Below are 15,923 nucleotides of genomic sequence, written 5' to 3' on the forward strand. Positions count from 1 at the left end.
GCACCGGCAGCACCCCCTGCAGTAACATTATCAGCGGCTGCATGATCATCATGACTGGAAGGGTCACTGCTGAATCCTTCCGTAGCCTGATGCTCAGCCGTGGAACTATTAAGCTTAGAATGCTCGTTTGCTGAATTATTGCTGCTGAAGTCAGCACCAGTTGAGTCTTCGCTCTCGGTGCTACCACTTGTTAATTCACCGCCTGTCGCACTTTCACCCCTAGCACTGTCGCTTGTTGATCCTTTACCAATAGCTCCTTCGCCGCTGGTACTGCCACCACTGGTCGATCCGTCTCCAGTAACACCTTCAACTCCAGTGCTGCCACTAATTGATTCTTCACCAGCTGGACTTTCGCCCCTAGCGCTATCGCTGATTGATCCGTCACCAGTTGCACCTTCCCTTGGGAGGCCACTTGTTGCATTGCTTGCTTCTCCTGCCTCTGTTGTTTCTTCAGAGTTCCTCTCCTCAGCACCCAACTCCCCGGAGGCCTCAAGCTCCTGATTCTTACTTTTCACATCATCTGCGGACGAAGTCTTTGTTTCTTCTATCGATCCCGATTCCTTTACCGGCACGCTTTTCTCTACCGAATCCCCGCTGTGAATAAATTTGTTCATTCCATACCCTCCTTTACTTTAAATACACAAACCAGTCAAATAATGAGCCCATGACCTTACCGGCAGTCATTGCCATCAACAGCCCGAACAGGCGATGAACCATTTGCAGGCGTTTCGCCAGAATCGGGAGCACATTCAATACTTCAGTTAATGCGGCGGCTAACATACCGATAAAGATACCGTCAAACAAGCCCACGGCTATTTCTACCAATGGACCCGAGGTTATTTTCCAGTTCCAGAAATCACTGATGGTACCCAGCAGCGACCCTGCAACCATCGCTCCTTCATACCAGTGCACTTTATCGTAAGAAGAGGTCAGTTGCGCCAGCCGGGGGATGATGTCCAGCACAACGAAGAGAGCAATCACTCCACCACCGACGGCGATTCCTCCCGCAATGCCCAGCAACAGATTAATTCCCAGTGATATCGGTGCTGTCATTGCCCCCCACCCTCCGTGTTCTCCGGTATAATGGCTTCACGCCGCCTCAATTTGGCGTATTCCTCGTTAACCACATATTGGTCAATATTTTTCTGGTACAGGAACATCTCGACTTCCAGCGGGGTTGGCTCCTCATTCCATTTTTTCTTGAATAAATGGTTGAAGAAAATCACCATCCCCAGCCCAATGCCTACGGAATAGGCAATCTGGAACAGATAAGGATGTTCATCCTTATGCCCTGTTAACATCTCTACAATGCGGATCTGGACCTCCTGCATACTTACATCCGCATGAAAGTTCATAATCGTCAGTGCTGAACCAAAGAACAACAACAGCCACACAAGCACGAACATCGCCGTTGACGGAGGCCGTGACTCCACCGGTCCTATAATCTGTACAATCGTCCTGCCTTCGCCGATAAGCTGGATTTCTACGCCTGGCAGAATCTCGTGAATTCGCGGAATCACCATTAGCAGATCAATCAGAATCAAGTTGCCATCACTTAGCTTGGGTTGAATCAACATTAGAGAGTACAGCGCGTCCTCCCACTCCGGGGCCGTAATGAGATTGGCAATATCCCGGAGCATCACCCCCTGACCTTTGGGAACTGACACCCGGTTTTTGAGCTGTATGAAAATGGTGGCCGCCGAATGGTGTGTCATCCATATTCCTCCTAAAGGGGATCTGGAGCTGCCTAAGGTGGGCAAGACTCCATAGGGGTTGAAGAAAAGAATAAGGGTAGTATGGGAGAAAAGGCTGAATTTTACTCTTGTAATGGGAATTGGAGGATTTCACGTAGCGCCGTTCTGCTTTCAGTCACATAAAAAAGCACCTGTTCCACTGGATGATCCAGGGAAACAGGTGCTTTTTAGACGAAGCTTAGCCCTGGGGTATGTCCCCTCAGGCGTACAACAAACATGCTACTGAAACAAGATATGTTATCCGAGGCTTTGCTGCCTGGACTGTTGGTTTGAGATAAAGAATAGCGCGGTCCAGATTAGTGCAAACCCGATAATTTGCGGTAGGGTGACCAGTTGGTTGAACACCACCCAGTTAATGACGACACCGGTCATTGGAAAACTAAGTTCGGCTAGTGTCGCAAAAGAAGCCTTGGTTGTGCTAAGTCCCTTGTAATACAATAACATACTTAGTAGTCCCGGGAGTAGCGCCTGCAGCAGCAGATTGATGGCCACAGCAGAGGTTGCTCCAATCCCACCCTGGAATTGCCAAGGCGCCCGTTCCAACGCCGTAACGACGAACAATAAAGGCAGGGCCAAGATGAAACGCAGTGATGTTACCGTCTCATATTTCATAGAGCCCAGCAGATAGCGGCCCATTACAGTGGACCCTCCCCATAGCGCAGCCGCTCCCAGCGCCATAACACTGCTGATGCTAATAAAATTGTTCACATGACCGAAAGGAATGCTCCAACCGAAGGTAAGCAGATACGTTCCCGCCAAGGCTACGATCATCAGAGGGGCAAAATGCTTCGGCAATCTCTCCTTGAGCAGGAGGGCCGCAAGCCCGATAGCGAACAACGGCTGCAGCTTCTGCAGCAGCAGTACGGCATTGAGATCGCCACTGGACAATGCCATGGTGAACAGAATCGTAGCAACTGCTGAGCCGCCCCAGGAGACGATCAACAGCGCTCCCGCTTGACGGAAGCGGATAGCTTTCAGTTCAGCGCGGTGGCGCCAAAGAACCGGAAAAGCGGCCAAAAACAACACAACATGCTCCAGCAATACAATTTGCGAAGAGGTCAACGACTTGAGCAGGATGATGCGAAAGAGCGGGTCTACACCCCACAGCGCCGCCCCCATGACAACCAGCCAAAAACCGCCCCGCAGACGCGCCGGACGCACTACGGATGATGAAGCAGATACATTACTCATCTTACATTCTCCTTGTCGATACAAACCCTCGATTAAGAGACCAAAAACCCCCGATATGCCTTAGAACAGGCAATACTCGGGGGTATTATCAATAAAAGCGTACAGGAAACAGGCCCTGCGCCTTTATCTTATGATCCTCTCCCATCCGGACTTTACCGTCGGCTCTGGAATTGCACCAGATCAGTCGCCTCTCCTGCTAACAGGTGGAGACGAGTCGCGGGCTTTGTTCACTCTGAACATTACCGCCGGTTAGGAATTTCACCTACCCCGAGAATCTTGTATTCCGTTATTATTTTCACAACCAACAATAAACCTTCTGTAGCCATTCGTCCAGCCTTTTATGAAAATATTCATATTTCTTTCATACAACAAAAGCAATTTCGTCTCTGAAAACGAGAGATTTCCCACTACATAAATGGGATATTTAAGGTATAATCCAATTAATTACATTATTCTTATTTTCAAGATAAAGGAGCATCCCTCACTGTGAAGGAATCATTCTGGACAAAGTTGCTATTCTCCGTCGTTGCCGTAGGCGGTATCACCCTGATCGGATTTATCACTACCCTCATAACCGCTCTGAATCTCGGCCTCAAATTCTATGTGCCGCTTCTGATCACTGCCACTGCTTTCTTGGCCGCCTACTCTGTCATCACGATATTCCAAATATTGAAGCGGCGGACCAGGCACATCGTACTGCTCTCATTCGCCGGGCTCTGCCTACTATCTACTGCTGGCTTTGAGCTTAGCAAAGTGTATGTGAACAGCTTTGGCGAGATCAACGAGCAGGAGGTCAACCTGGCACAGTATGCCCCTTTCGTCCCGGATTCCAAAGCCGCTGCACTCACCAAACCTACGACCTTTACTATTCGTGAAGATCTTCCGCGTCTTGACGGGGCCACTGCTCTTTATCCGCTATATGCGTCCTTTGCCCAGGCTGTGTATCCTTCAGGCGAGTACCAGCCTTATGGCGCAGACAGCTTAATCACCTGTTCAACAACTCCGGTGGCCTATAAACGCTTGCTTGAAGGCGAAGTCGATATGATCTTTGCCGCGGCCCCATCCCAGTCTCAGCTGAAGGAAGCACAGCAAAAAGGCGTACAGCTCAAGCTGACGCCGATTGGCCGGGAGGCCTTCGTATTCTTTGTGAACCGGCGCAATCCGGTCAAGGGGCTTACCATTGAACAAATAAAGCATATCTACTCGGGAAAAATCACAAATTGGAAAGAGGTAGGCGGCAGCAACAACGGGATTCGGGCCTTCCAGCGCCCTGAGGACAGCGGCAGCCAGACCATGCTGCAGAAGGTCATGGGGAACACGCCGCTTATGACCCCTCCGCAGGAGGATGTCGCCGACCTTATGAGCGGTATAATAAGCCGGACTGCAAACTACCGCAATTTCCGAAATGCGCTAGGCTACAGCTTCCTGTTCTACGCCTCCGAGCTAAACCGTGATGGAGAGATTGCACTACTGGAGATCGATGGGATACGCCCGGAGAGAACCACAATTCGTAATGGTGAATATTCTTTTGCCACCGAGTTTTATGCCGTCACTGCCGGCAGCAGCAATCCTAACATTGAGCCGTTTCTCGACTGGATCACCTCACCACAGGGACAGGAACTGGTGGAGAAGACAGGTTATACTTCTTTGAAATAAGACTCGCTGGATGTTCCATCCGCTTGGAACATCCATTGATTTATTCAGCTGCAACTGTAGGTGACAGTAGCTTTGAAAGCAATCCATGCTTCGGGGAGGCCAGGAAACTGATCATGAACAGTACCCCGGTAGCAAAAGCCATCGAACCCGATATCGACGTATCGAGCCAAGCTGCGGTATAGTATCCTGCGACTGCAGCCAGGACGCCAAAGCCCCCACTGAGCACAAACATCAGGGACAAGCGGTCTGTCCAAAGATAGGCTGAAGCTGCTGGAGTGATCAGCATGGCGACGACCATAATGGCCCCTACTGCATCAAACGCTGCCACTGTAGTAATCGACAGCAACGACATGAACGCATAGTGCATAACGACAACCGGAATCCCGATGCTGGCAGCCAATGCAGGATCAAAGGATGTTATTTTCCATTCTTTATAGAATCCAATTACGGCCGCTAGAACCACCAACAATACAATGGATAGGATGAAGGTGGCCTCGGGAATGTCGCCAATCCATGGCAAATGCACCGTCGTCCAAGGCACAAAGGTGATTTCGCCCATCAAAGCATGCTTCACGTCCAAATGGGCGTTGCCCACTTTCGTAGCGATCAGGATCACTCCCACTGCAAACAAGGTCGTGAATACCACCCCAATCGACGCCTCACCCTGTACTCCGCGCGACTGCAGCCACTGGATCAATATCGAAGTCAATAACCCCGCCACGACAGCGCCGATCAGCATGTGATAGCCGCTCAATTCACGGGTGACCAAAAAAGCAACAACAATACCCAGGAGCACGGTATGACTGATGGCATCTGCCATCATCGCCATTCTGCGTAAAATCAACAAGACGCCGATAGTGCCGCATGACAGACCTACCAGTGATGCGGTAAGCAAAATCCAGCCTGTATAGCTCATCAGTATCCCCCCTCCTTCACGACTATTTTCTCTCTCTCGGCCGGAACCGACACTTCACTCTTTATTCTGCTGCGCTGCTGCAGGTGAACAATCACTAGACCTTTCTGGGCACCGAACAGCAGAGAAACCACGAAGAAGGCCGCAGATGAAACAACAATGAAAGGACCCGTAGGCCATCCTTTACCCATCGTACTTATCACCGTTCCAATAACGCCTGATCCGCCCCCGATAAGTGCTGCACCGATCAGCATCCATTTAAAGGAATGCGTCCAGTACCTTGCGCTCACCGCTGGAATAATCAACAAGGCGGACATGAGAATAACCCCAACGGCTTGAATACCTATAACAATCACCAGTACCAACACACCTGAATAGAGACTGTTCATCAGCCGGACCGACAGACCAAGACCTTTGGCAAAGGCAGGGTCAAATAGAAACAGCTTCCATTCTTTAAACCCCAGCCAGACGATGGAGATGACCACCAGGCCCAGCGCACTCATAGTGTAGACATCGGTGCGGACCATGGAAGCTGCCTGCCCGAAGATGAATCCGTCGAGACCGCTCACATTACCGCCCCCAGTCCGGTTCACAATTGTGAGCAGCATAATCCCAAGACCGAAGAACACGGACAGCACGATACCCATCGCTGTATCTTCCTTGATCCGGCTGGAGGAAACAACCCATTGCACCAGGAACGCACCGATCAGTGCGCTGATGGCCGCTCCCAAGATCAGAACAGGCAGTATTTTCACACCGGTGATGGCAAAAGCAATAACTACGCCCGGCAATGCCGCGTGGGACAGCGCGTCGCTCATCAGACTTTGCCGCTTCCAATAGGCAAGACAGCCAATCATTCCTGAGGCGACACCGAGCACGAGCATGCTAAGCAATACCCACCAAGCATTCGGTGACAGTAGGAGCGTCATGACGGCACCTCTTGTCTCCAGCGCAGGCCCGCCCCGTAGGTCCGGTACACATTGTCTTTCGTGAACACATCCGCTGTCTCCCCGTAATTCATCACCGTGCGGTTAAGCAGCAGCACATGATCAAAGTAATCCTCCACGGTCTGGAGATCATGATGCACGACCATAACTGTCTTACTACGCCCTTTCAACTCTCTTAGCGTAGTCATGATCGCCTGCTCCGTGGCTGCATCCACGCCTGCGAGCGGTTCATCCATAAAATAAAGTTCGGCATCCTGGACCAGTGCACGGGCCAGAAAGACCCGCTGCTGCTGTCCACCAGACAGCTGGCTGATCTGGCGGCGGGCATAATCCGCCATGCCCATCTGCTCCAGTGCCGCCATCGCCTGTTCGCGATGCCGTGCTTTAGGTGACTTCATCCACCCCACATTTCCATACAGCCCCATCATTACGACATCCAGCGCATCTGTAGGGAAATCCCAGTCCACAGAGCCACGCTGCGGGACATAGCCGATTTTTTTGCGCATCGTCTTTAGCGGCTTTCCAGCAAAGTGAACCGTCCCCCCGAGCTTCGGATGCAGCTCCAGCATCACCTTCAGCAGGGTCGACTTGCCCGCGCCGTTGGGGCCGACAATCCCGGTTAGCGATCCTTTAGGCAGCTTGAAATTAACTTCGTCCAGGACTTTACTTTTCCGATAAGCGGCCGACAAACCTGTGACACTTAGTCCTTGCATATTAGTTACCTCCCCCACCAAGCGCCGTAGCGATGGTCTTGACGTTATGTCGATACATCCCGATATAAGTTCCTTCCGGGGTCCCGCCATCCCCCATCGCATCCGAGAACAATTCGCCGCCGAGCTTCACCTTAAGCCCTCTGCTGCCTGCGCCCTGGATCACCGCATTGATGGAGTTCTGGTTGACACTGCTCTCTACAAACACAGCAGGAACCTTATACTCCAGAAGCAATCCTATGGTATCATCAACATCCGTGATGCCAATCTCATCTTCAGTGCTAAGTCCTTGCAGGCCAACCACCTTCAAACCATGCATCCGTCCAAAATAGCCAAAAGCATCATGGGCGGTTACCAGCACTCTCTGCTTTTCAGGAATGGTGCTCATCATGTCTGCTGACTCTGTCTTCAACTCATCCAGCTTTTTCAGATAGTCATTCTTATTGGCTTCAAACAGCTCGGCATGTTCTGGAAAATGCTCCTTCAGCCCGTCTGTAGCGGAACCAAGCGCCGTTCCCCAAAGATCAATGTCAAACCAGACATGGGGATCGATATCCCCCTTCTCATCCTTCAGCCGCAAATCCTCAGGAATGGCTTCAGCAATCGCCTTCACCGGCTTAGTTTTGCCTATCTGCTCAAAGACCTCCGTCATATTGCCCTCCAAATGGAGCCCGCTGTAGAATACGATGTCCGCCGAAGCCATCTTCTTAATATCCCCCTGCGTCGCGTTATACAGGTGAGGGTCCACACCAGGGCCCATCAAACTGCTGACGCTAACCTTATCCCCGCCAATAATAGATAGCGGCTCAGCAATCTGTGCGATAGTGGTAACAATAGCGATTTTCCCATCCGCCGCTGCTCCCTTGCGTTCCTGACCTTCTGCTGAACATGCCGATAATACCAATGACAACACCAAGGACAGAGCAATGCCACACCTTGCCTTCCTGCCCTTCAGTCTCTCTCTCATTTTGTTTCCTCCTCTTGCAACCTGATGATCAGGTAATTTTTTGAAAAATAAATAAATGACCTCACGAAAATGTTTTTCCCTAGGGAAACAATTGTTTCTATAACCAAAATTAATTCCTTATCGCTGATTTGTCAAGAAATTAATCATACACTCTGTACACTTCTTCATTATATTTTTCGATATAAATATCATTATGTTTACCCATAACGTTGATTTAACAACGATTTCGGGCTCCGTTTTCACATAAACTTTACACATACTAAAAAAATTAAATGAATGAAACACTTTTCACTTTATTGCAATCGATATCTTTCTCTTACTTAAAAAGCACTTCACGTTGCCATATGAAAGTGAAATATTTTATACCGGATTCACTGCAACTTTTGGAAACTTTTGTCGTCTAACATATATATATGCCGTCATAGGCATCGCAGATAGATAAACTGTGTCCATACATAGGATCAATACACAAGGATGGTGAGATGGTGAAATGAAGAAGTACGGTTTGTGGGCAGTGCTGCTGATTCTTACGCTCGTACTGGTATTTCCCGTTACGGGACATGCCGCCACGCCCAGCACACACATTAATCTGGATGGCAGCGACTTGGCGATGCCTGGGGATGTGCAGGTCCAGATTGTGAACGGAAGTGTTATGGTACCGCTTCGTCTCGTAACGGAGCAGCTAGGCTATGGGGTTAAATGGGATAATATCTCGAAGACAGCGACGATTGAGCAGGGAGGACGTATGCTGACGCTGGTTGTGAACCAGAAAGAAGCAGACGCGGATGGTGTGAAGATCCAGCTGGATAATCCATCCTTCCTCAGTAAAGGAACCACGTTTGTTCCGTTAAGATTTATCGGAGAACAGACGGGTGCCACAGTCGGATGGGACAATATTACCAAGACCGTATATTTAACCTCTCCGGCTCAGGAGATTGGCGTTGGTAATGGAGGATCGCCTTCTCCCACGCCTGCACCTGGAGGTACACCCTCTCAGGCACCGGACAATGGAAGCGAGGTCACCACGCCGGGAGGAAGCGCCACTCCTCCGGTAAATACGACAGCAGCATCCTTGACGGATATGAGCTTTAATGACAACAAGCTGATCATCTCTTTGAACGGAAATGTAAATCCGAGCATCTTTGCGATGACCGGTACTGACCGGATCGTTATCGACCTGCCTAATACTATCTTTGGACAAGCCTTCAGCCAGCGGCTGCCGCTGACTGCTGGACAAAGTGGACAAGTGCCAATAACAGGTTATCCTGATGTCACCGGAGTCCGGTATTCCTTGTTCAGCAGCACACCGTCAACGATACGTGTTGTTCTCGACTTGAATAGCGCTAAAACGTACGGTGTGACCAATGCTAATGACGGTCTGCTGATTATTGATTTGAACGGGACTGGTGGCTATATCCCTGACCCGGGTGCAACTCCTATCCCGACACCAACGCCCGATACATCTGTTACTCCACTGCCTGGCGATTCTGGCAAGAAGGTGATCGTACTAGATGCCGGACACGGCGGCAGCGACCCTGGAGCCGGCAGCCTGAACAAACTCAAAGAGAAGGACTTCACACTTGCAGTTGTCCTCAAAATCGAGGCACTACTGAAGAACGAGCCGAATACTCAAGTCGTGCTTACCCGCAGTGGAGATACATATCCTACGCTGCAGGAAAGAGCCAAGCTAGCTAATAATCTTAATGCTTCTTTGTTTGTTTCCGTACATGGCAACAGTCCTCCAGTTGGGACCAAAACCAGCCCAAGCGGAACGGAGACCCATTATTCTCGTAAAGAAAGCCTTCAATTTGCTCAGATCGTCCACAAATATCTGATTCAGGCCACTGGCCTGCCGGACCGTGGCATCAAACAGACCAGCCTGCATGTGACGAGAGAAACCAAAATGCCAGCTATCCTGTTGGAAGTTGGGTTCCTCACCAATGCGAAGGATGAAGCTTTGATGTACTCAGATGATTTCCAGCAAAAAGTTGCTGAGGCGGTTGTCGCCGGCATCAAGGAATATTTGAACATGTAGTCAGATGGAGAGGTTCCCTTGTGAAACTAACCAGCTGCCTAAAGTCAAAAAATCCAGTCCCTACAACGGGCTGGATTTTTTATTTATATTCTATTAGGCCTGTCGATTGTTCAAAATAAGTAATTGGGCGATTTGGATTCATGATAAATTTTCTTTATACCATGAAGCCGTCCAGGTTAGCGGAAATTTTTTGAGATAACGATATTAATAGCTTCCGCTCTTCTTCTGAAAGATCTTGGGACGCCGCTTTCTCCATTTCCGTCCAAACGGCAGTAGCCTTATCCACGAGTTCTCGGCCAACCTCCGTTAGTTTAACAAGTGTGACACGCCCATCCTTGGGTGAACGGGAGCGAGTGACTAGCCCTGCTTCCTCCAATCGTCGAACTGACTTGGCAACCGTAGAATGATCAAGTCGCATAGTACGTCCAAGACATTGTTGTGATTGTCCATCCTGCTCTCCTAACTGCATCAGCATAATCTCTTGACCTGCAAACAAACCAGCCTCACGTAACAAATTCGCGGCCAAACCACGGTGCGATCTAGCCATAGAAAAAATGGCGAAATTAATGGGAAATCGCTGGATGACCTGCGTATCCTGCTCAGCCTTAGGTGTACAGCCGCTCTGCTCGCTCTCTTCAAAGTTATTCATCTTTCTTATCACCTTTCCGCTTTTACTTATTATTAAGCGTAGAGAATTATTCTACACTTGTAAAGAAGCGGATGGATACATAAAAATTGCGCCATAACACAGCTTCAATTCTGCTGTACTATGGCGCCGCACAAATGAAAATTATAGATCAAAACTTATTTCAAAGTCGGATAATCGATATAGCCGTGGCTGTCACCGCCATAAAAGGTGGTAGGATCAGCTTCATTTAAGGGTGCTCCTGATTTCAAACGATCTACCAAATCAGGATTGGCCAGCGCCCAGGTTCCTACCGAGACAATATCAGCCAAATTATCTTTCAAGTCTCTGTCCAGTTCTTCTAAAGGACGTCCAGGACGATTAACGATCAGTACCGTTGGCCAAGCCGAACGTATAGCCTTAAGCCTTTCTTCATCACCACCATGTAGAATGTGAAGATAGGCTAAGTTAAGTTCAGCCAGTTTAGATATCAGGTATTCATATACTTTAGGACCTTCTGTGCCTTCAATAAGATCTCCAATAGGAACCCCTGGAGAAAGTCTGATTCCTGTACGACTAGCTCCAATTTCCTCAGCTACTGCTGCCGCTACTTCGAGAGCAAATCTAGCGCGATTTTCAATCGAACCTCCGTACGAATCTGTGCGTACATTTGCATTCTCGGAAATAAATTGATGTACAAGATAACCGTTTGCCCCATGGATTTCCACTCCATCAGCACCTGCTTGTATGGCCGCTGCAGCTGCTCTGCGGAAATCACTAATAGTTTCTTGGATTTCTTCCAAACTTAACTCACGCGGAACAGGAACATCTTGCAAGCCTGTTGCCGTGTACATTTGTGTCTTTGGAGCAATGGCTGACGGTGCCACTGGCTGACGGTGATGAGGTGTATTGTCTGGATGTGACATGCGGCCTGCATGCATAAGCTGAATGAACAAGTGCCCACCAGCTTCGTGAACACGATCAGCTACCTGTTTCCAACCTGCAATATGTTCTTCTGTATAAATTCCGGGTGAAAATAAATAACCTTGTCCATCCTCCGAAGGCTGTGCTCCTTCACTAATTAGAAGGCCCATTGATGCTCGTTGTGCATAATACTCCGCACTATATGTTCCTGGAGTTCCGTCGAATTGAGCGCGTGATCTTGTCATTGGCGCAAGTGCCAAACGATGCTGCAAATTTATATCCCCAACTACTACTGGTTTCCAAATTGTACTCATTAAAAAAACTCCTCTCAATTCAAATAAATGTTGCCGGCAACATAAATTTAACAGGAGGACATTCGGATGTCAACACAAATATGTTTCCGGCAACATATTTAAATGAACTTTTGAATAAAGGGACATTGAAGTAGCACTTTGACAGCAAATTGCATCACATACCTGAACCTAAACTCAATGTTTAGTTTGTCATATTTTAGGAATGGGTAATGCAAGGTAGTGGGGGAAATCGAAACAAATATCCGCCAGTTTAAGCCTGGTGATTTGTGTTCGGAAGTCGGGGATTCGGGAATGTGATATACGCGTTAAAGGTGCGTACCATATACAAAACGTACATAGATACCACAGCCGGTTACAACGTTGGCTGGATCGCTTTAACAGAGTAGCGACGAAATATTTGGAACACTCTCTAGTTTGGTTTCAACTCTTATAGGAAAAGGAATACGAAAATACCACAGCGAATAAAAAATGTTAGTGACTTTTGCTTATATACGATCAAAGTTTGGAGGGGATTTATTGAATCTTCGCAGAGTTGCATTATCTATGCTCTTAATCCTATCGTGCGTTATGTCCAGCACAACAGCATCTGCCGATTGGGCATTCCGGTTCGTTGTGTATAATGGGACTGTCTATGCCCATCAAGGTACATATACACCTGTTGAGAAAATAGGAAAGAAAATAGGCGAAGTGACGTTCTATTCCGCTCGTGAAGGGACGTATTCCGGCAATTTTTCGAATACCTATCCAAAAGGAACACCCTACTACCGTATCCTCGATGTCAGTGATTCCGCAGGCATCGCGGTACAAGAAAGCGATGGTCGGTACGCAACCTTACTCTATCACGGCAAATATGACGGTAAACCAGACTATGCCAAGCCGATCATGCTATTCCTCATTGGCTTTGTCGTCGTTGGTTGTGTCACTTGGCTATGGGTACGAAAACGTCGATTACAGTAAAAAACCGCCTCAAAGGCGGTCAGAGTGACGAGAAACACATTCTCTACGATTGTTGAGGAGGAATAGCCCTATAAATCAGGCTCAGCTTCATCATCAGTGATTGCCAAACCAATTACTTCAAAGGTTGAAACTTATACCTGGGGGCTAACGGACCCTATCGTCGTTATTTGTACATCAAGCAGCTTCTAGAACATGTAACGGACTCAGGTGCCGCTATTCCCTCCCAAACCGTGGATTTCACACAGTATTTCTGCTCATAACGTCTCTGGAGTCCGTTAATTTTCTGAAACGGTCGGTGGTTAGGAAATAACCTCACTGGAGTCCGTTACCAGATGCAAAAGAAGCAAGTACTGATTTCGAGATGGGTCCAACATTAGAACTCAACATAGCCAGAAGAATAGAGGACTTCAGAAATCTTATGAGCAGATTATCTGGCATAATCCTTATAATCGGATTGTTATAGAAAGTGCTGACTATTACGTTGAAGCGTGATATTTTAACTGGATGTTATTTCCACACAGTCATACGTTCCTGCAAGTTGGAGGTGTGCAGCTCCAGCTGAACTCCATCCGGGTCAAGAAAGTTCACCGACCAGCCCTTGCCGCGCAGGACTGGGCCTCGGACGATAGGCACCTTATGACTCTTCAGAATCTGTACCGCTTCAGCAAAGTCTTCCTCTGCAATTGAAAAAGCAATATGATCAACACCATTTATTTCCCGGACAATATTTGAAGGATCTGTCTGTTCATTAGTTTCAGTAACGTCCCCATCTTCTCCCGACTTCTCAGTAACAGCACTTACCTCGATCAAGCAAATCCAGGCACTGCCCCATTCCAGGTAAGCATCACTCTTGCCTCGATGAATCAGTGCCAAACCGAGAATGGATGTATAAAAGTTCAAAGAGTCCGCCAAATCCTTCACCTTGAGTGTCAGATGATTAAAGCCTGTGACCTTCATTCCGCATCCAACCTAGCGAACAGGATAAAGTCTGTATTCACTGGTTCAAGTCCACCCTGCCGCAAATAGGTTGCGATTTGGCCCCGATGATAACTCCCGTGCAAGGACACATGGTGTAAAATGTCCGAAACGGCAGACGTGAACTCGACTCCCTTACTGGAACGGTAAGTCAGTAGACTGTCCAGATCTCCATCCTTGAGGTCTGTGATGAATAGACGATATCCTGCGGCATTCTCTTGCAGAAGCAATTCGCAGTCCTCCAGCGAGTACATAGGCCATATGCTCGGAACTGTGCTATCCCTCTTGTTTAGCCGTTCCAGCCACACCTTCTCTGCCGTCAGTAGATGACTGAACAATGCCATGAGCTTCCCGGATACGACCTCGGAATCTTGCAGCGCCTTGAGTATCTCTTCATTCGCCCAATGGGCATGACTGAATAGACGCAGCAGATCATCCCGTCTGCCTTGCGGTTGTACGGTCATCAGTGTTCACCCCTAGCAGCCGCCAGTTGCTTACGCTTCAGTGACTCGGGATCTAGCACCACCTGCGGAGTTTCGGCAAAAAGAAGCGTAGCACGGTCACCCGGATGATACCGCGGCCATGATAGCTTAGGTGTGCTTGGATCTCCCCGGTGAGCGAAAGCCAGCCAGGCTTCCTGCATAGCATCCGCCAGGGCAGTCATGTCTGGGCTAACCTCCGCTCCCAGACGCTGCAAGTGCTTCAGATTGTGGAACACATACGGAATCTCTGCGCCGTGTACCGCTTTGCCAAATAGCGGATGCCCGGGAACTTTGAGATCGAACCTATACATCCAAACTGGGGCATGAATCTCTTGGTGTTCCGCCAAAGAAATGGAGCTGCTCCAGAAGTAGAAATCGGTCAATATTTCTGCCTGCCCCTCCCAGGAGGGAGTATAGCCGCCGACATGCTCTCCCAGGCCGCTGACACCCATCAGCATCTCCAGAGCCTTTAAGGAATCGGCGAAGTCTGGCACCGGCATGTTCTCGCGGAAGAACAGATTTCCTTCATCCAGATTGGTCCCGATCAGCAGCGGAACTCCTTCCGCCGCTCCCTTCGAGATCGCAACCGCCGGGTCTTCTGGCAGCGTTGCTCCGTCAATGACCGGCTGGAATGGCATGCTCAGCGAGCCGCCAGGCAGCTTCAGGCTCATTCGCCCGGCGGCGGCCATAATCTCCTCCGCCGGGATGGATTGCAGCGCGCCGGGATCGCCGCCAGGCGTGATCCCGAGCTCGGCGAGCAGGGCTGCTGCAATCTCGCTGCCTTGCCGGGGCGGCAGAGTCTGCGCCGCCCCGCTCTGCATGATCGCCCCCGCGAAGAGTCCCTTCGCGGCAGGCATAGCCAGCAGGGCAGCGATGCTCATGCTGCCCGCCGATTCCCCGAACACGGTTACCCGGTTCGGGTCGCCGCCGAAGGCGGCGATGTTGCCGCGCACCCATTCCAGCGCGGCAATCTGGTCAAGCAGGCCCTGGTTGGAGGCCAGCCCGTCGCCAAGCGGCGACAAATGCAAAAAGCCGAAGGGCCCTAGACGGTAGTTGATCGTCACGACTACAACCCCGCCCCGGGCTGCCAGACTGCTGCCGTCGAACAGCGGCTGGCTGCCCGCTCCAGTAATAAAGGTTCCGCCGTGAATCCAAAACATCACGGGCAGCCCTTCTCCACCTTCCGCGGGTGACCAAATATTCAAGTATAAACAATCCTCTGAATGCAGCGGATGCTCTCCGCCAAACCGGGTGCCCCGCGTATCCGGCGGCTGATGGCTGACCGGACCAAAGGTCGCCCCTTCCCGGATACCAGTCCATGATTCCGGCGGCTCCGGTGCCCTGAACCTGAGCTTGCCAACAGGAGGAGCGCCATATGGAACTCCCCGCCAGACACTCACATCACCGGACTGCTGCCCCCGTATTCTGCCATAGTTGGTTACTGCTACTGGCCCCTCCATTGCATTCATCTCT

General features: G+C 49.8%; 15 protein-coding genes, 1 pseudogene and 1 riboswitch. Of the genes and pseudogenes, 4 read left to right on the plus strand and 12 right to left on the minus strand.

The window, feature by feature from the left end; all coding sequences use genetic code 11:
- Positions 1 to 627 precede the first annotated feature (627 nt).
- From ACFRAM_RS08930 to ACFRAM_RS08940, 3 genes are all read right to left on the minus strand, one after another.
- Entirely contained in the window at positions 628 to 1,053 is a 426-nt protein-coding gene (locus tag ACFRAM_RS08930; protein WP_379465594.1) for a stage V sporulation protein AB, read from the minus strand.
- Entirely contained in the window at positions 1,050 to 1,715 is a 666-nt protein-coding gene (locus ACFRAM_RS08935) for a stage V sporulation protein AA (protein WP_379465595.1), read from the minus strand. Before ACFRAM_RS08935 ends, ACFRAM_RS08930 begins: the two co-directional genes overlap by 4 nt.
- A gap of 276 nt (positions 1,716 to 1,991) precedes the next feature.
- Positions 1,992 to 2,945 (minus strand): DMT family transporter, encoded by a 954-nt coding sequence (locus tag ACFRAM_RS08940; RefSeq protein WP_379465596.1) that lies wholly within the window; start codon positions 2,943 to 2,945, stop codon positions 1,992 to 1,994.
- Positions 2,946 to 3,074: 129 nt separating this feature from the next.
- A riboswitch (FMN riboswitch) is annotated at positions 3,075 to 3,224 on the minus strand.
- A 207-nt stretch (positions 3,225 to 3,431) separates the two neighbouring features.
- On the opposite strand from ACFRAM_RS08940, the gene ACFRAM_RS08945 reads away from it, so the two are divergent.
- Positions 3,432 to 4,601 carry a PstS family phosphate ABC transporter substrate-binding protein gene (locus ACFRAM_RS08945; RefSeq protein WP_379465597.1) on the plus strand — a complete coding sequence of 390 codons (1,170 nt, stop codon included), beginning with the start codon at positions 3,432 to 3,434 and terminating at the stop codon, positions 4,599 to 4,601.
- Positions 4,602 to 4,641: 40 nt separating this feature from the next.
- Here the strand turns inward: ACFRAM_RS08945 and ACFRAM_RS08950 are convergent, their stop codons facing one another.
- Genes ACFRAM_RS08950 through ACFRAM_RS08965 form a run of 4 tightly spaced genes read right to left on the minus strand, consistent with a single transcriptional unit; the run spans position 4,642 to position 8,138 of the window.
- Positions 4,642 to 5,517 (minus strand): metal ABC transporter permease, encoded by an 876-nt coding sequence (locus ACFRAM_RS08950; protein ID WP_066363472.1) that lies wholly within the window; start codon positions 5,515 to 5,517, stop codon positions 4,642 to 4,644.
- On the minus strand, positions 5,517 to 6,443 hold the full coding sequence (locus ACFRAM_RS08955; protein ID WP_379465598.1) for a metal ABC transporter permease: 927 nt from the start codon (positions 6,441 to 6,443) through the stop codon (positions 5,517 to 5,519). Before ACFRAM_RS08955 ends, ACFRAM_RS08950 begins: the two co-directional genes overlap by 1 nt.
- Complete coding sequence (locus ACFRAM_RS08960; RefSeq protein ID WP_175373755.1) at positions 6,440 to 7,174, minus strand: metal ABC transporter ATP-binding protein; 735 nt, start codon at positions 7,172 to 7,174, stop codon at positions 6,440 to 6,442. The genes ACFRAM_RS08955 and ACFRAM_RS08960 overlap by 4 nt, the downstream gene beginning before the upstream one ends.
- 1 nt (position 7,175) lies before the next feature.
- Entirely contained in the window at positions 7,176 to 8,138 is a 963-nt protein-coding gene (locus tag ACFRAM_RS08965; RefSeq protein ID WP_379465599.1) for a metal ABC transporter solute-binding protein, Zn/Mn family, read from the minus strand.
- A 490-nt stretch (positions 8,139 to 8,628) separates the two neighbouring features.
- Between ACFRAM_RS08965 and ACFRAM_RS08970 the strand changes: the two genes are divergently transcribed.
- Entirely contained in the window at positions 8,629 to 10,173 is a 1,545-nt protein-coding gene (locus tag ACFRAM_RS08970) for an N-acetylmuramoyl-L-alanine amidase family protein (RefSeq protein WP_379465600.1), read from the plus strand.
- 154 nt (positions 10,174 to 10,327) lie between these two features.
- Here ACFRAM_RS08970 and ACFRAM_RS08975 read toward each other — a convergent pair whose 3' ends face one another.
- Together ACFRAM_RS08975 and ACFRAM_RS08980 are read right to left on the minus strand one after the other, a co-directional pair.
- The gene (locus ACFRAM_RS08975; protein ID WP_379465601.1) at positions 10,328 to 10,822 is read right to left on the minus strand and encodes a MarR family winged helix-turn-helix transcriptional regulator; all 495 of its coding nucleotides are present in this window, start codon (positions 10,820 to 10,822) and stop codon (positions 10,328 to 10,330) included.
- Between the two features lie 155 nt (positions 10,823 to 10,977).
- Complete coding sequence (locus tag ACFRAM_RS08980; RefSeq protein ID WP_379465602.1) at positions 10,978 to 12,036, minus strand: alkene reductase; 1,059 nt, start codon at positions 12,034 to 12,036, stop codon at positions 10,978 to 10,980.
- A gap of 301 nt (positions 12,037 to 12,337) precedes the next feature.
- Here ACFRAM_RS08980 and ACFRAM_RS08985 point away from each other — a divergent pair.
- Together ACFRAM_RS08985 and ACFRAM_RS08990 are read left to right on the plus strand one after the other, a co-directional pair.
- Positions 12,338 to 12,466: pseudogene (locus ACFRAM_RS08985) on the plus strand (IS1595 family transposase); the annotation flags it as partial.
- 86 nt (positions 12,467 to 12,552) lie between these two features.
- Entirely contained in the window at positions 12,553 to 12,993 is a 441-nt protein-coding gene (locus ACFRAM_RS08990; RefSeq protein WP_379465603.1) for a hypothetical protein, read from the plus strand.
- Between the two features lie 507 nt (positions 12,994 to 13,500).
- Here ACFRAM_RS08990 and ACFRAM_RS08995 read toward each other — a convergent pair.
- Genes ACFRAM_RS08995 through ACFRAM_RS09005 form a run of 3 tightly spaced genes read right to left on the minus strand, consistent with a single transcriptional unit; the run spans position 13,501 to position 15,910 of the window.
- A complete protein-coding gene (locus ACFRAM_RS08995) occupies positions 13,501 to 13,950 on the minus strand; it encodes a VOC family protein (protein ID WP_379465604.1) in 450 nt (149 codons plus the stop codon).
- A complete protein-coding gene (locus tag ACFRAM_RS09000) occupies positions 13,947 to 14,432 on the minus strand; it encodes a DinB family protein (RefSeq protein WP_379465605.1) in 486 nt (161 codons plus the stop codon). Before ACFRAM_RS09000 ends, ACFRAM_RS08995 begins: the two co-directional genes overlap by 4 nt.
- Positions 14,432 to 15,910 (minus strand): carboxylesterase/lipase family protein, encoded by a 1,479-nt coding sequence (locus tag ACFRAM_RS09005; RefSeq protein WP_379465606.1) that lies wholly within the window; start codon positions 15,908 to 15,910, stop codon positions 14,432 to 14,434. The genes ACFRAM_RS09000 and ACFRAM_RS09005 overlap by 1 nt, the downstream gene beginning before the upstream one ends.
- Between the last annotated feature and the right edge of the window lie 13 nt (positions 15,911 to 15,923).

Source organism: Paenibacillus sp. NPDC056722 (genome assembly GCF_042790635.1).
GTDB classification, from domain to species: Bacteria; Bacillota; Bacilli; order Paenibacillales; family Paenibacillaceae; genus Paenibacillus_AQ; species Paenibacillus_AQ agri.

Bases quoted from the DNA above. Each gene is read 5' to 3' on its own strand.
- ACFRAM_RS08930 (WP_379465594.1), bottom strand. From the start codon at position 1,053: ATGACAGCACCGATATCACTGGGAATTAATCTGTTGCTGGGCATTGCG.
- ACFRAM_RS09005 (WP_379465606.1), bottom strand. From the start codon at position 15,910: ATGGAGGGGCCAGTAGCAGTAACCAACTATGGCAGAATACGGGGGCAG.
- ACFRAM_RS08940 (WP_379465596.1), bottom strand. From the start codon at position 2,945: ATGAGTAATGTATCTGCTTCATCATCCGTAGTGCGTCCGGCGCGTCTG.
- ACFRAM_RS08950 (WP_066363472.1), bottom strand. From the start codon at position 5,517: ATGAGCTATACAGGCTGGATTTTGCTTACCGCATCACTGGTAGGTCTG.
- ACFRAM_RS08970 (WP_379465600.1), top strand. From the start codon at position 8,629: ATGAAGAAGTACGGTTTGTGGGCAGTGCTGCTGATTCTTACGCTCGTA.
- ACFRAM_RS09000 (WP_379465605.1), bottom strand. From the start codon at position 14,432: ATGACCGTACAACCGCAAGGCAGACGGGATGATCTGCTGCGTCTATTC.
- ACFRAM_RS08995 (WP_379465604.1), bottom strand. From the start codon at position 13,950: ATGAAGGTCACAGGCTTTAATCATCTGACACTCAAGGTGAAGGATTTG.
- ACFRAM_RS08965 (WP_379465599.1), bottom strand. From the start codon at position 8,138: ATGAGAGAGAGACTGAAGGGCAGGAAGGCAAGGTGTGGCATTGCTCTG.
- ACFRAM_RS08980 (WP_379465602.1), bottom strand. From the start codon at position 12,036: ATGAGTACAATTTGGAAACCAGTAGTAGTTGGGGATATAAATTTGCAG.
- ACFRAM_RS08955 (WP_379465598.1), bottom strand. From the start codon at position 6,443: ATGACGCTCCTACTGTCACCGAATGCTTGGTGGGTATTGCTTAGCATG.
- ACFRAM_RS08960 (WP_175373755.1), bottom strand. From the start codon at position 7,174: ATGCAAGGACTAAGTGTCACAGGTTTGTCGGCCGCTTATCGGAAAAGT.
- ACFRAM_RS08975 (WP_379465601.1), bottom strand. From the start codon at position 10,822: ATGAATAACTTTGAAGAGAGCGAGCAGAGCGGCTGTACACCTAAGGCT.
- ACFRAM_RS08935 (WP_379465595.1), bottom strand. From the start codon at position 1,715: ATGACACACCATTCGGCGGCCACCATTTTCATACAGCTCAAAAACCGG.